The 13,529-nt window shown below is 42.6% G+C and carries 14 protein-coding genes; 11 read left to right on the forward strand and 3 right to left on the reverse strand.

The window, feature by feature from the left end:
* The first annotated feature begins 200 nt into the window (after positions 1-200).
* Entirely contained in the window at positions 201-1,382 is a 1,182-nt protein-coding gene (locus ACFSRY_RS11430; protein WP_377507170.1) for a proline dehydrogenase family protein, read from the forward strand.
* Between the two features lie 133 nt (positions 1,383-1,515).
* On the opposite strand, the gene ACFSRY_RS11435 is transcribed toward ACFSRY_RS11430, so the two are convergent.
* Positions 1,516-1,737 (reverse strand): hypothetical protein, encoded by a 222-nt coding sequence (locus ACFSRY_RS11435; protein WP_377507173.1) that lies wholly within the window; start codon positions 1,735-1,737, stop codon positions 1,516-1,518.
* Between the two features lie 144 nt (positions 1,738-1,881).
* Between ACFSRY_RS11435 and ACFSRY_RS11440 the strand changes: the two genes are divergently transcribed.
* From ACFSRY_RS11440 to ACFSRY_RS11475, 8 genes are all read left to right on the forward strand, one after another.
* Complete coding sequence (locus tag ACFSRY_RS11440; protein WP_377507176.1) at positions 1,882-2,454, forward strand: RNA polymerase sigma factor; 573 nt, start codon at positions 1,882-1,884, stop codon at positions 2,452-2,454.
* A gap of 43 nt (positions 2,455-2,497) precedes the next feature.
* Positions 2,498-3,586: a trypsin-like peptidase domain-containing protein gene (locus ACFSRY_RS11445; RefSeq protein ID WP_377507179.1), complete on the forward strand. Its 1,089-nt coding sequence runs from the start codon at positions 2,498-2,500 to the stop codon at positions 3,584-3,586.
* A 158-nt stretch (positions 3,587-3,744) separates the two neighbouring features.
* Positions 3,745-4,422: a fasciclin domain-containing protein gene (locus ACFSRY_RS11450; protein ID WP_377507182.1), complete on the forward strand. Its 678-nt coding sequence runs from the start codon at positions 3,745-3,747 to the stop codon at positions 4,420-4,422.
* Between the two features lie 128 nt (positions 4,423-4,550).
* Entirely contained in the window at positions 4,551-5,276 is a 726-nt protein-coding gene (locus ACFSRY_RS11455; RefSeq protein ID WP_377507185.1) for a fasciclin domain-containing protein, read from the forward strand.
* A gap of 119 nt (positions 5,277-5,395) precedes the next feature.
* Positions 5,396-6,037 (forward strand): fasciclin domain-containing protein, encoded by a 642-nt coding sequence (locus tag ACFSRY_RS11460; RefSeq protein ID WP_377507188.1) that lies wholly within the window; start codon positions 5,396-5,398, stop codon positions 6,035-6,037.
* Between the two features lie 179 nt (positions 6,038-6,216).
* Positions 6,217-6,759 (forward strand): hypothetical protein, encoded by a 543-nt coding sequence (locus ACFSRY_RS11465; protein ID WP_377507975.1) that lies wholly within the window; start codon positions 6,217-6,219, stop codon positions 6,757-6,759.
* A gap of 275 nt (positions 6,760-7,034) precedes the next feature.
* Positions 7,035-7,442, forward strand: a complete 408-nt coding sequence (locus ACFSRY_RS11470) for a response regulator (RefSeq protein WP_377507191.1) — start codon at positions 7,035-7,037, stop codon at positions 7,440-7,442.
* Positions 7,443-7,523: 81 nt separating this feature from the next.
* Complete coding sequence (locus ACFSRY_RS11475) at positions 7,524-8,147, forward strand: DUF4142 domain-containing protein (protein WP_377507194.1); 624 nt, start codon at positions 7,524-7,526, stop codon at positions 8,145-8,147.
* A 28-nt stretch (positions 8,148-8,175) separates the two neighbouring features.
* On the opposite strand, the gene ACFSRY_RS11480 is transcribed toward ACFSRY_RS11475, so the two are convergent.
* A complete protein-coding gene (locus tag ACFSRY_RS11480; protein WP_377507197.1) occupies positions 8,176-8,730 on the reverse strand; it encodes an arylesterase in 555 nt (184 codons plus the stop codon).
* Positions 8,731-8,804: 74 nt separating this feature from the next.
* The gene (locus tag ACFSRY_RS11485; RefSeq protein WP_377507200.1) at positions 8,805-9,257 is read right to left on the reverse strand and encodes a ferritin-like domain-containing protein; all 453 of its coding nucleotides are present in this window, start codon (positions 9,255-9,257) and stop codon (positions 8,805-8,807) included.
* Positions 9,258-9,521: 264 nt separating this feature from the next.
* On the opposite strand from ACFSRY_RS11485, the gene ACFSRY_RS11490 reads away from it, so the two are divergent.
* Positions 9,522-11,630, forward strand: a complete 2,109-nt coding sequence (locus tag ACFSRY_RS11490; protein WP_377507203.1) for a carboxy terminal-processing peptidase — start codon at positions 9,522-9,524, stop codon at positions 11,628-11,630.
* Between the two features lie 85 nt (positions 11,631-11,715).
* On the forward strand, positions 11,716-13,464 hold the full coding sequence (gene ggt, locus ACFSRY_RS11495) for a gamma-glutamyltransferase (RefSeq protein WP_377507205.1): 1,749 nt from the start codon (positions 11,716-11,718) through the stop codon (positions 13,462-13,464).
* Positions 13,465-13,529: the final 65 nt, after the last annotated feature.

The following is a 13,529-nucleotide window of genomic DNA, read 5'->3' on the forward strand; positions in this document are numbered from 1 at the left end:
ATTACGGTTATGCTATGTTTATCTAGTGATTGTACTGTATAATTATAACATTCTGCATACTGTACCCTTTATAATAAAACAACAATTGGATTGCAGTAGTTTAAGGAGCTGGCTTCCAACTAAAATAAGTACTTATTGGATTGCTGAATGATTGCGAACTATGGCTGAAACAGTATCTTTGCAGCGCTAATTTTAATTACATGAACACGATTCCCAACTTGTCTTTTGAGGATACAGCTGTCGCTTTTTCTTCAAAGTCTAATGCAGAGTTATACAAGATGTACCTGCTGTTTAAGTCAATGAACAGCAACACCTTTGTTAAGGTAGGTGGTACTTTGTTGAATACTGCCATCAACCTTCACCTTCCAATAAAATTTCTGATCAAGCCTACCATCTTCAATCATTTTTGTGGAGGTGAAACTATAAAAGAATCGGAACGGGCCATACAGGAACTGAGCAAGTATAATATCGGCACTATTCTGGATTATTCTGTAGAAGGAGAAGGAGACGAAAAAAGCTTTGATGCCACTCGTGATGAACTGCTTCAGGCTATTGAAAAAGCACATGGTAATAAGAACATACCTTTTGCAGTGTTCAAGGTTACTGGTCTGATAGACATTAAACTGCTTGAGAAGATACAGAAAAAACAGGAGCTAAGTGTTGATGAACGTGCTGCTTATGAAAGAGGCCGTGATCGCGTTAGTGCTATCTGCAAGCGCTGCCACGACAGGGATGTGCGGGTATTTATCGATGCCGAAGAAAGCTGGATACAAGATACGATAGACAACCTGACCTACGAGATGATGGAGCTTTACAATAAAGATAAAGCCAACATCTATAATACCTACCAACTTTACCGCCACGACAGGCTGGACGTGCTAAAGCGGGATTTCGAAAATGCCATATTAGGCGGATATCACCTTGGAGCCAAGCTGGTACGTGGAGCTTACATGGAAAAGGAGCGCAAACGGGCAGAGGCTGAAGGTTACGAAAGTCCGATTAACCCGACAAAAGAGGCTTCAGACAAGCTATTTAATGAGTCTTTGCGCTTTTGCATAGAGCATATAGATCGTATTTCTCTCTGTAACGGGACTCATAACGAAGACAGTTGCTATTTACTCGTGGAGTTGATGGAGGAGCACAACATTGCACCAAACGACCAGCGTGTATATTTCGCACAACTCTACGGGATGAGCGACAACCTGTCTTATAATTTAGCGCATGCTGGGTATAATGTAGCCAAATATGTGCCTTATGGCCCTATAGAAGCTGTTATGCCGTACCTGTTGCGCCGCGCCAACGAGAACACTGCTATTGCCGGACAAAGCAGCAGGGAGTTTTCGTTGATACAAAAGGAAATGAAGCGCCGTAAAAATCAATAGCAAAAGAAAAGGCCAGAAGTAAACTGGCCTTTTCTTTTGCTATTGATATAAAAACAGCGGGACCTCGCACCAAAGTACGAGGTCCCGCCATGTGTTTCGAACTATAAGCTTATCGCTGTAGTTCTTGCTTTAATTACTGAACAGCTGGAGTTTCAGTAGCAGGAGCTTCTTCAGTAGCTGGAGCCTCTTCAACAACAACAGTTGAATCAACTACAACTTCTTCTTCAACAACTGGAGTTTCTTCAACTACTTCTTCAGTCTCAACTGCTTCAGTTTCAGTAACTGCTTCTTCGTTGTTGCAAGCAGTGAAAGTAAGAGCAAGAGCTACGATAGCGAAAGTGAATAAATTTTTCATTTTGTGTTTGTGATTAAGTGTTTTGGTTTCGATTTTGACAGTTCATACCGAATCCGGGAATAGGTAACCCAACTTTTTTAAATTTTTAAAAATAATTTTTTGTTGGGTTACAAAATGCCCCTTAACGTATTAAAATTGACTGGAATGAAGAAGAGCTTGTATGAGACGGATGAGGCGATCATGGATGGAATCCGGCGCGACGATGACAGAGCTCTGTCTTATCTGTACAAACTTTATTTCCCGATGATATCTCATTTTATTTTGAGTAACAGCGGAACTGATGACGAGGCCAAGGATATTTACCAGGAAGGCGTAATCGTGTTCTACGAGAAAATAAAGGATAATAGTCTTGAGCTCAGCTGCCAGATCAAAACTTACCTGTACTCTGTGTGCAGAAGGCTTTGGCTAAAGCGCTTGGCTGAAAAAGGCCGGTTTGTAAGCAAACTGGAAGAAACGGACTCTTTTGTTTCAGTTGAGGATGATGCGCATCGGCATGAGGAGCAGGAAAAGCAGTTTGGCATAATGGGAGAAGCTCTCGGGCAGTTAGGCGAACCTTGCCGCTCACTCATAGAAGACTTTTATATCAAAATGCAGAACATGCAGGAGATTACAGAGAAGTTTGGCTACACTAATTCTGATACAACCAAAAATCAGAAGTACAAATGCCTGCAACGTCTGAAGAAGTTATTTTTTGCCACCTATAAGCCTGAGGTATAACAGGCCTTAAGTATAGAGACCTTTGGTCTAAAAGGAGAAAGAGATGTTAGAGTACCGAGCTTACGAACAAATAGAACGCTTCCTGAAAGGAGAGATGCCTGCAGAAGAGCAGCTGGCTTTTGAAGCGCTTATGCGTACTGATGCACGACTGGCTAACCAGGTACGTGAGCATAATCAGTTGTTGCAGTCTATGCGTAAGTATGGTCAGCGCCAGTCTTTGAAGCATAAGCTAAACCTTATTCACTCAGAACTGGATGCCGAGAAAGCAACGGCAACTGTACCAAATGGTTGGAAAGTTACATGGAACCGTCATAAGCAGACAATTGCTGTAGCGGCAAGTGTATCTCTTCTCTCTGTGTTTGGCACACTCTGGAGCGTACAGCAATTGAAGTCCCCTGTGCAACAACAAACTGCGCGTTATGTAGAACTTCGTCGTGAAGTTGAAAGACTTAAGAAAACGCAGACGGCCATCATAAATGGTATTAACGATGCCTCTAAACCAGCTCCACGTCCTGCTGCTTTTAGCGGTACCGGATTTGCTATCTCTTCTGCCGGTTATTTAGTAACAAGTTCGCATGTTGTAGAAGGAGCTGACTCCATCATGATAGAAAATAAGTCCGGAGCAAAATATAAAGTTAGCGAAGTCTACCGCGATGAAATCCATGACTTATCTATTCTGAAAATATCTGATCCTGGCTTCGAAGGTTTCAGCAAACTGCCTTATACTTTTAAAACAGAAGAGTCTGATTTAGGAGAAAGGGTGTTTACACTTGGATATCCGCGCGAAGATGTTGTTTTTGGAGAAGGATCTTTAAGCTCCACATCAGGTTTTGAAGGTGATACAACCGCTTACCAAATCTCTATCCCTTTAAACCCAGGAAACAGTGGGGGCCCCCTTTTGGATGATAAAGGGAATTTAATAGGTGTGATAAGCGGAAAACAGGCAGGTCAGGAAGGTGCAGCATTTGCGATTAAGTCTTCTTTTCTGCTTCAGATGATTAATGAATTGCCAGCTTCTACCACTTTATCCCCATTAGCACTGCCTAAGAAGAACACTTTAACGGGCAATTCAAGGCCTCAGCAGCTTAAAAAGCTAAAAGACTATATTTTTGTTGTGAAGGTGTATAATTAATTAGCGAGTAGCCTTTTTAATTGAGTACACAACATTTATAGGTAGTCTGAAAATCCCCTTTCAGTGCCAAAAGGCTAACATTTTCGTATAATTTCAGTTAAACCATAATAGTTGAGAGGATAGTATTATCCTGAACAAACTTAATTTGACTGAAAGCTATGAAAAAAATAATTTTAAATCCGTTGGCTGTTGCAGCCATTGTGTCTTTTTCTTTATTCAGTTGTGCCGGCTCTGATAACATGAGTGATACAACTGCTATGGAAGAAAGCACCACCATGAGTGAAACACAGACCATGGCAGGCGATACTGAAGAAGTAGATGCTGACATGGATGTAGATACTAACATGGAGGTGGAAATGGATGCAAATATGGATTATGATGCCATGTTTGAGGACATGAACACCCAACAGTATGACATCGTGGCCCTAGCCCAAACCAATCCTAACTTATCAACTTTTGTAACTTTAGTTCAGTCTGCTGGACTAACTGATATCTTAAAAGGAGAAGGCCCTTACACTGTCTTTGTTCCTACAAACGCTGCTTTCAACAAACTCCCTCAGGAGAAAAGAGAAATGCTTATGAAACCTGAGAACAAGGCTGAACTAATAAAAGTCTTACAGTACCACGTTCTGCCTTCCAAAGTACCTTCAACTCAGTTCCAGGACAACCAGCGCATCGAAGCTGCTGATAATAAGTTTATCAACATATCTGTAGACAACACAAGTGGTGTAACAGTTGGTGGAGCTCGGGTTGTAAAACCGAATGTTGAGGCATCTAATGGTATGATCCATATCGTTGATGGTGTAATCGCTACATCCGAAGACGGAGGATATTAGTTCACCCAATTGCTTTTAAAGTATATTAGTTACCTGCCCAAACAGCAGGTTTAGCAACCTATACTTTCCTGAAAGCCTGCTCTACGAGCCAGGCCCTATAAACTATGTTAAACTTAAAAAAAGAAACTATGATATTTAAAAAAGTAAAACCTTTAGCTGTGGCAGCTTTAGCATCAGCAACACTATTTAGCTGCGCCAGTTCCGATAATATGAATGATACAACCGCCATGGATGATGAAGTATCCATGAGCGAAACACAAACAATGGCTGGTAACACAACAGAAGATGCTGATGCCGTTGTAGTAGCAACAGAGATATCTGCTCCAATTGCAACTATACCTGTAGCTACACTTTCTCTTGAGAACCCGGTTGAGATAGACGAGATGTTCGATGATATTGGAGAGACTGAACAGTACGACCTGATGGCTCTTGCTGAAACAAGCCCTAACCTGAGCACATTTGTTAAGTTAATGGAAGTATCAGGTCTTAAAGGTGACTTCATGAAAGACGGTTCTTATACTATTTTTGCGCCTACAAACGAGGCGTTTGCTAAGCTGTCCCAGCAAGATTTGGAGATGCTGCTGTTACCAGAGAATAAAAGCAAACTGATAGAGGTACTTAAAGTGCACGTGTTACCAAGTGAAGTAGCTTCTATGCAGCTCAACACAACACAGCGCATCAAGCTGTCAGAAGAAAAATACATACCTATTGATACACAGTTAAACGGCTCTAAAATGGTTATTGGCGGTGCTGCAATACTGGTTCCTGACGTAGAGGCTTCTAATGGTATGCTTCATGTTGTAGATAATGTGATCTTACCAAGCAAGTATGCCCGTGAAGACGGTATCAGATAATTTTATTATAAGCTAAAGAAAAAGCTCTCCCAAAACAGGAGAGCTTTTTTTATAGTATTTACCCTAATGTAAAAATCACCGTAGAAAATGGAATAATATAGAACACACTATTTAAGACTATGAAAAGAAAAATATTTTATCCCCTACTAGTTGCTGCCATATGCTCTTTAACGCTCTATGGTTGCGCCAGCTCTGATAGCACAATGGATACCACCGGAACAGTAATAGAATCTGAAATACGGGAGGATGAGTCTGGCTCACAGGCTCCCATGGATCCTGACACGGATATGTCTGCCGAGGGAAAGACGGACACCAACGTATCGGCTGAAAATCCTATTGGACGTGAGATGAACATTGTGGCCTTGGTACAGCAAAATCCTAATCTCTCCACACTATTGGAGCTTATTAAAGCAGCCGACATGGTTACTGTTTTAGAGAGTCCGGCTCCTTACACAGTCTTCGCCCCTACTAATGAGGCTTTTGCAGCATTACCTGCAGGAACTATAGAAGATTTGAAACGGCCTGATAATAAAATGGAGCTAAGGCGAATCTTACAGGCGCATGTGTTGCCAAACAGGATTACATCGGGAGAGATGAAAGACAACATGCCTATGATAACAGCACAGGGAGACGAGGTAGTAGTTAGGAGGAACGGACAAACGCTAACAGTTGGCGATGCAAAGGTTCTTATCACAGACGTAAATGCTTCGAACGGAGTAGTGCATGTAATAAACAAAGTGCTTGTTCCACCTAAAAATTAACAGGTGTTCGTATCTAAACTTTAAAGTTATTTATAGCAGTTAAAACACTAGATATAAATGGGCTTAGTTACTGAATCGTAACCAAAAGGCCACGACACCGTTATTAAAAACCTACAGTGCATTGGATATTAATGCATGTAGATGTGTAACAGAATAATAACAAATAAATAAAAGCTATGATGAATAAAACAGATAATGCGGGAATGATGACCGCAATGTTCCGCGATAGAGAAAGTGCAGAACGTGCTTATAATGAACTTAGAGCACGTGGATATGATAAAGATGACATCAACGTTGTAATGTCTGATGAAGCCAGAGAGCGTCACTTTAGTGATGTTGAAGATACAGACGAAGAAGACAGAACAGAACTTGGCAACAAGTCTTTGGAAGGTACAGGCGCTGGTTCAGCGATTGGTGGTACATTAGGTGCTATTGTTGGTGCAGTAGCTGCTATTGGTACATCAGTGGCTATTCCTGGTCTTGGACTAGTTGTAGCTGGCCCGTTGGCTGCTGGATTAGCCGGTGCAGGTGCTGGTGGTCTTACAGGTGGTCTTATTGGTGCTCTTGTAGGTGCTGGTATTCCTGAAGAACGTGCTAAAGTGTATGAGACAGGCGTAAAAGAAGGTAACATTGTTATTGGCTTTAAGCCTCACTCAGCAGAAGATGCGCGTTACTTTGAGACTCATTTCCAGAAGCATCGTGGAGAGCACATCTATTACTAATATTGCAATCATTTAATCATAACAAAAGCCTTCCTGCTACTTAGCAGGAAGGCTTTTACTTTTAAGGCCCCTTAGTATCTACACGAAAAACTTGTCCCTGCTTTGTTCTCCCTAGCTTATTATTCTAAATAATGACAATCTTTCCAAAGCAGGTAGAATATTTAATAATATAAATATTCGATCATTAGTTTGACCTGGTAAGAATTTTAATTAATTTGGTCTCCCTGTATTCTCCCAATTAACAATTAAAGGTAACTTCAGAAGTCATATAGCGCATGTACAAGCTCAGGCATATTCTTATAATTGACGATGATAAGATAAACAATCTTTTCTCTCAGATCATACTGGAAGATGCAGATGCCGGCGAATTAGTCTCTATATGTCAAAGCGTACCGGAAGCTTTGGACTTTCTCCGCAATATTTCCCTGTCAAATGATGCCGCCTTCCCTGACCTGATCCTGCTGGATATTAGTATGCCTACCTTTGATGGTTTTGATTTTCTGGAACGGTACTACACTATGGGTTATCACGAACAATATAAAACCCACATCTCCATGTTTACCTCATCACAGGATCCTGAGCATGAGATCAGGGCACAGAAATATGGTGCAGTGGTTGGTTTTATCCGAAAGCCTCTCTCAATCCCTAGCTTAAACAACCTACTGGCCCTTCAGGCTTCCTAAGCCTGCTTTCACAACGTAGGCAAACAATTTTCTGTGGTTTCGTATGCAACAGGTAAAGAGTTATATCTAAACCCACGAACTATGAAAAATTATTTAATAGCCGCCATTTGTTTTCTTATTACCCTTAGTTTCAGTGCATGTGATTCAGGTGAGCAAACTGCTGATGGAGAAACTGGAGTTGCTACAGTAGCCGGAGTGGATTCAACGTTAACCCAGGAACGGCAAGAATTCCTTATGACTGCCGCGCGCAACATTATGCTGCAGAAAGAGCTTGCTAAGATGGCACTTGAAAAAAGTGAAACACGTAACGCCAAAGCATACGGGCAGGACCTGATGAACTGGGCAACGACAAAGCAGAACGAGCTTCAGGAGTTGGCGCAACGGTATGGCGTAACATTACCTCAGCAGATGGAAGATAGACAAATAAAACACATAGAAGACGTTACCGAAGTTGAGGCTACAAATTATGAATATGACCTGGAACTATGGGATAGCATCAAAGACGCACAAAAAGAGGCGATAGATGATTTTGATGAGTCTCTGAATGATGTTGAGGAAGCAGACGCTACAGCATTAACACTCTGGTCCAGGAATACAAGGAAAGAGTTATGGGCACACCTGGAACAAGCAGCTGCTTATGGTCTGGAGCTTAAGAACAGGGAAGGCGGTATAGCAGAACCCATTGTTGAAGATATAAATAACTAGAAATAAAGGGCAGTTTGAAAGCTGCCCTTTATTTTTCCAGCAAGTCCTTTAAAACTGTCCATGTGTGTTTGGCTAGTATCTTCTGGCCTTCTGCGTTCGGGTGTAAACCATCAGGTAAGTTTAGTTGCCTTACCCCCACTACCCCCTCTAATAAAAATGGTATGAAGGAGATATTGTTTTCCAAGGCCAGTTCCCGAAACAGCTTCCTGAATTCTGCAGCATAACGCCCTGGTACAATGTCGGGTATTTCCATACCTGATAGCACAATCTTTGCTTCAGGCGAGTGTATTTTCACTTTGTCGATTATCTGCTGCAGGTTTTGGGTAGTCTCTCGTGCAGGTATACCTCTTATTCCATCGTTTGCTCCCAAAGCCAAGACAAAGATAGCTACAGGCTCCTTTAGCCAGCGATCCAACCTATGCAAACCTCCAGCGGTTGTATCGCCGCTCAGCCCCGCGTTAATTATACGATAGTTGTACCCCTCCTGCTTCAGCTTTTCCTGTAAAAGGCTCGGGTAAGCTTGTGCTGCAGGCAAGCCATAACCGGCTGTGAGGCTGTCTCCTAAAAATAAAATATTTTTCATTAGCACTTGTTTCATCAAAAAAAAAATGGGTTACCACTAAAGGCAACCCATTTTAGCTTTATTAACTGTTACAACTAGTCAGCTGACTTTTCCATTTGGCGCAGTCGTTCGCAGGTTGCAAGAGATGCCTGCTTTTGCTTCTCTACCATTTGCACCACGTTCTGAGGTAACTCTCCTCTGTGATCCAACGCGTCATTGTAAGCTTTTTGTGCCCACTCTTCTCCACGCAGGTTAGATTTGATCACAGCCTCTTCATCACTTCCGGTAATACTGGACTTCACATCCATCCAACCACGGAATATTTTACCCTTAGCTGTAGTGCTAGTCTCAGGATCTCCTCCAAAACTACTGATTGTACTGTTAATCTCACTCGAGAATTTTGTACTCTGATTGATCAAATCCTTATAGTACGATTGATGAGCCGGGTCTTTGGTTACCTTAGCAGCATGCTTGTAACCTTCTATTCTATCATTAACAAATTGATTAAGTTCTTGTAAAACGTCTACTGTTTTTTCGTTTCTATTCATAGCTTTCAAATATTTAGTTCTTACACTTGGAAACGAAAAAACCCGACTTAAAGTTATAATTAACGTAGTGTAAGTACGTACATCTGTAATAACAGCCTTTTTCACTATAGGGGCCAACTGGAGGCTATTTTGCTGCCTCCGCACATTTTATGAATTCAGGAGTATTTGTGCTACATTACAAAATATAATCCTTTAATAAGGGTTATTAGCTAATAAGCGGCACTACTTTTGTGTTAATTAACTTGGTTCAACTTACTTAATTAGATGCTATCATTGACAACCAGATTCAAAATAATATTTTCGGTAATCGCTGTAGTTTTACTAACGGGGTCTTTTATTCTTTATAGGTCAGGAGATACGCCTGAGGGTAAGAATGAGATCCTGATTAAAGCGCTGATGCAGGGCTTAAGCACCGGGCATTACCGACCAGAAAAAATCGATGATTCCTTTTCTAAGAAGGCTTTCAAGCTGTACTTAGAGCGTCTGGATTTTAATAAGAAATTCTTATTAGCATCAGACGTAGAGAAACTCCGCAAGTATGAAACATCCATTGATGATCAGCTACGTGCGGGTTCTTATGAGCTGTTTGATGTATCAGCTGCATTAATTGATCAGCGTGTTAAAGAATCTGCAGCTTATTACAAGGAAATTCTGGCTCAGCCCTTCAATTACTCTAAAGATGAAGCCATTGAATTGGATGGTAAAAAGCTTTCTTATGCCAAAGATAAAGCTGCTCTGAAAGAAGAATGGCATAAGCAACTAAAGTATCAGACGCTTGTTCGCTTAGCTGATATGCAGAAGGAGCAGGAAAAGGCTATCGCCAAAGGTGAGGAAGTTGAGAAAAAGACTTTTGAGCAGATGGAGAAAGAAGCCCGTGAGAAGCTGATGAAGACTTACAATGATCTTTATGACCGTTTGGCTAAGGTAAATACCGAAGATCGTCGCTCTACCTACATTAATTCAATCGCGAATGTGTATGACCCGCATACAGGATATTTCCCTCCTAAGGCTAAATCAGATTTTGATATTGAGTTCACTGGTAGATTAGAAGGTATTGGCGCTTCTCTTCAGGAAAGAGATGGCCAGATCAAAGTAATGGAAATTGTACCTGGTAGTCCATCTTATTTACAGGGAGAACTGAAGCCAAATGATGCTATCATCAGAGTAGCGCAGGGTCCTAACGAACCTGTTCTAGTAGAGGGCATGCGCCTTGATGATGCGATCCAGTTGATCAGAGGTAAGAAAGGTACAGAAGTGCGCCTTACAGTTAAAAAGCCTGATGGCTCTACAAAAGTGATTCCTATTGTCAGAGATGTGATCGTTTTTGAAGAAACATATGCACAATCTGCAATCATCGATGATAAAGAGAAGATCGGGTACATTAAGCTACCAGGTTTCTATGCTGACTTTGAGCGAAACGGTGGCCGTAACAGTGGCGCTGATGTAAAGAAAGAGGTTGAGAAACTAAAAGCAGCTGGTATGAAAGGCTTGATTTTAGACCTTCGTAACAATGGTGGTGGTTCATTAGCTGACGCTGTAGAAATGGCCGGTTTATTTATCGATAAAGGTCCTGTAGTGCAGGTGAAGACTTCTGCTGGTAAATCAATTGTTCTGGATGACCGTGATCCGCAAGTCCAGTACGATGGCCCGCTAACCATTCTTGTTAACTCTAGCAGTGCATCTGCTTCTGAGATTTTAGCAGCTGCAATGCAGGATTACAAGCGTGCGGTTATCATTGGCAGCCCAACTTATGGTAAAGGCACTGTTCAGCAGTTCTTTGAGCTGGATGACGCTCTTCCGTCCCAGTTTGATGCTTTCAAACCGTTTGGGGCCCTTAAACTGACGACTCAGAAGTTCTACCGTATCAATGGTGGTACAACACAGCTTCGTGGTGTAACCCCGGATGTTATTCTTCCGGATGCTTACAGCTATCTTGAGTTTGGCGAGAAAGAGCAGGACTACCCGCTGCCATTTGATGAAATCTCTCCGGCTAAGTATAAGACGTGGATGAACGGTAAATTAAATGTAGCCCAGATACAGGCCAACAGCCGCAAGAGAATTGCCCAGAATAAATCCTTTAACCTGGTTAAAGAAAGTGCAGAGCGTCTGAAAAGACAAGCTGACAACACGACTCGTTCACTGCAATTTGAGAAGTACTTAGCGGAAGAAAAGAAATCAGAGGCAGAAGCAAAGCGTTACGAAGAGGCACAGAAGGAAGTGCCGGTACTTAACGTTTACCGACTACCACAAGATTTGAAAGAGATCGCTTCAGACACAGCACAGGCTGCCCGTAACAAGGAGTTCCTGAAGAGCTTGAAAAAAGATATCTACGTAGAAGAGGCTGTTGCTGTAATCCAGAACGACCTTAAGTAATAAACCTACACCTCCTTTAAAGCGCCAGCTATTGAACATAGCTGGCGCTTTTTTTATATTGTCTGAATTAACTTAAACTGTTTCGATGCGAACACCATACTCCTCCCCCAGCATGATGCCCATAAGTTTAAAGATTAAAGCATGGCTGCTATTACTCATGCTAACTATCACACTTCTTAGCGGTTGCACGACAAACCCTAAAACCCTAACCTCTGCAGAGCAACCCTTCACCGCCAACAAAGCTATGGTGGTGTCTGCTCACCCTGAAGCCTCACGAATAGGTGCTGAAATATTGAAAAAAGGAGGCAATGCCTATGATGCTGCCATTGCAACACATTTTGCTCTGGCAGTAGCTTTTCCTGCAGCTGGCAACCTAGGCGGAGGAGGTTTCTTTGTGTACCGTGACAGCCAGGGGAATATAGGCTCATTGGATTATCGTGAAATGGCCCCAGCCGCATCTACAGAAACCATGTACCAGGACGAAAACGGAAAAGTGATAGATGGTTTAAGTACAGCAGGACATTTGGCAGCTGGCGTACCCGGCTCTGTAGATGGCATGTTCACGGTGCATCAGAAATTAGGCTCCTTACCTTGGGCTGAATTGATACAACCTGCTGTTGACCTGGCAAAAGACGGAGTAGTTCTAACAGAAAAAGAAGCAAGAGGGCTGAACAATACCAAGGAGAGCTTTATCAAATACAACAAGCACCAACCCTACCTTGCTCCGGCAAGGACATGGGATGCAGGAGATATACTTTATCACCCGGACCTCGCCCAGACACTGGAGCGCATCCGGGACAATGGCAGAGAAGGATTTTATGCAGGCGAAACCGCTGATCTGATTGTAAAAGAAATGCAGCGGGGAGGCGGTATTATCACCCTTGAGGATCTGGCTAATTACAGATCCGTCTGGCGCCAGCCCGTAACAGGACAGTACAGGAATTATAAAGTTATTTCCATGGGACCACCATCTAGTGGCGGCGTAGCCTTATTACAGCTGCTCACCATGATGGAGTCTTACAACCTATCCAGGTATGGCTGGCAAAGCCCGGAAGCAGTACAGCTGATGACTGAGGCTGAACGGCGCGTTTATGCTGACCGTGCCACTTACCTGGGAGATCCTGATTTTGTAAAAGTGCCTGTACAGCAACTACTCGACCAGGAGTATCTGAAAGAAAGAATGAACTCTGTTGACCTGGCACGTGCTACTAGCTCTGCACAAATTAAAGCCGGACAGTTGCCAGTATATGAGTCGGAACAAACTACGCACTTCAGCATTGTAGATGAGGCTGGCAATGCTGTGTCGGTCACTACAACATTAAACGGCAGCTATGGCTCCAAGGTAATAGTAGAAGGTGCAGGTTTTCTGCTGAACAACGAAATGGATGACTTTAGCATCAAGCCAGGAGAACCAAACATGTATGGCTTAGTTGGTGGTAAAGCCAATGCCATTACACCAGGCAAGCGTATGCTTAGTTCTATGACACCAACTATACTGGAAAAAGACGGAAAGCTGTTCATGGTTGTAGGCACGCCTGGAGGTTCTACCATCATTACATCAGTTTTCCAGGCGATTCTTAATGTAGTGGCACATGATATGAATATGCAGGAGGCTGTTGCAGCCCCAAGGTTCCATCATCAGTGGCTCCCCGACGAGATACAGCACGAACCAAATGCCATTGCACCTGATGTACGCGCTGTTCTTATGAGCAAAGGCTACAAACTGCAAGAACGTAGCCCTTATGGTAGGGTTGATGCGATACGGGTGTTACCAAATGGAAAGCTAGAGGGCGGTGCCGATCCTCGTGGCGATGATACCGCTGTTGGTTATTAAATAGCTATAAGTATAAAGCAAAAGAGCCTGCCGCAGTTGCGGCAGGCTCTTTTGCTTTATAAAAG

The organism is Pontibacter locisalis, assembly GCF_042684605.1.
GTDB lineage: Bacteria > Bacteroidota > Bacteroidia > Cytophagales > Hymenobacteraceae > Pontibacter > Pontibacter locisalis.

Bases quoted from the DNA above. Each gene is read 5' to 3' on its own strand.
- ACFSRY_RS11470 (WP_377507191.1), top strand. From the start codon at position 7,035: ATGTACAAGCTCAGGCATATTCTTATAATTGACGATGATAAGATAAAC.
- ACFSRY_RS11485 (WP_377507200.1), bottom strand. From the start codon at position 9,257: ATGAATAGAAACGAAAAAACAGTAGACGTTTTACAAGAACTTAATCAA.
- ACFSRY_RS11455 (WP_377507185.1), top strand. From the start codon at position 4,551: ATGATATTTAAAAAAGTAAAACCTTTAGCTGTGGCAGCTTTAGCATCA.
- ACFSRY_RS11445 (WP_377507179.1), top strand. From the start codon at position 2,498: ATGTTAGAGTACCGAGCTTACGAACAAATAGAACGCTTCCTGAAAGGA.
- ACFSRY_RS11465 (WP_377507975.1), top strand. From the start codon at position 6,217: ATGAATAAAACAGATAATGCGGGAATGATGACCGCAATGTTCCGCGAT.
- ACFSRY_RS11440 (WP_377507176.1), top strand. From the start codon at position 1,882: ATGAAGAAGAGCTTGTATGAGACGGATGAGGCGATCATGGATGGAATC.
- ACFSRY_RS11460 (WP_377507188.1), top strand. From the start codon at position 5,396: ATGAAAAGAAAAATATTTTATCCCCTACTAGTTGCTGCCATATGCTCT.
- ACFSRY_RS11480 (WP_377507197.1), bottom strand. From the start codon at position 8,730: ATGAAAAATATTTTATTTTTAGGAGACAGCCTCACAGCCGGTTATGGC.
- ACFSRY_RS11430 (WP_377507170.1), top strand. From the start codon at position 201: ATGAACACGATTCCCAACTTGTCTTTTGAGGATACAGCTGTCGCTTTT.
- ACFSRY_RS11475 (WP_377507194.1), top strand. From the start codon at position 7,524: ATGAAAAATTATTTAATAGCCGCCATTTGTTTTCTTATTACCCTTAGT.
- ACFSRY_RS11450 (WP_377507182.1), top strand. From the start codon at position 3,745: ATGAAAAAAATAATTTTAAATCCGTTGGCTGTTGCAGCCATTGTGTCT.
- ggt (WP_377507205.1), top strand. From the start codon at position 11,716: ATGCGAACACCATACTCCTCCCCCAGCATGATGCCCATAAGTTTAAAG.
- ACFSRY_RS11490 (WP_377507203.1), top strand. From the start codon at position 9,522: ATGCTATCATTGACAACCAGATTCAAAATAATATTTTCGGTAATCGCT.
- ACFSRY_RS11435 (WP_377507173.1), bottom strand. From the start codon at position 1,737: ATGAAAAATTTATTCACTTTCGCTATCGTAGCTCTTGCTCTTACTTTC.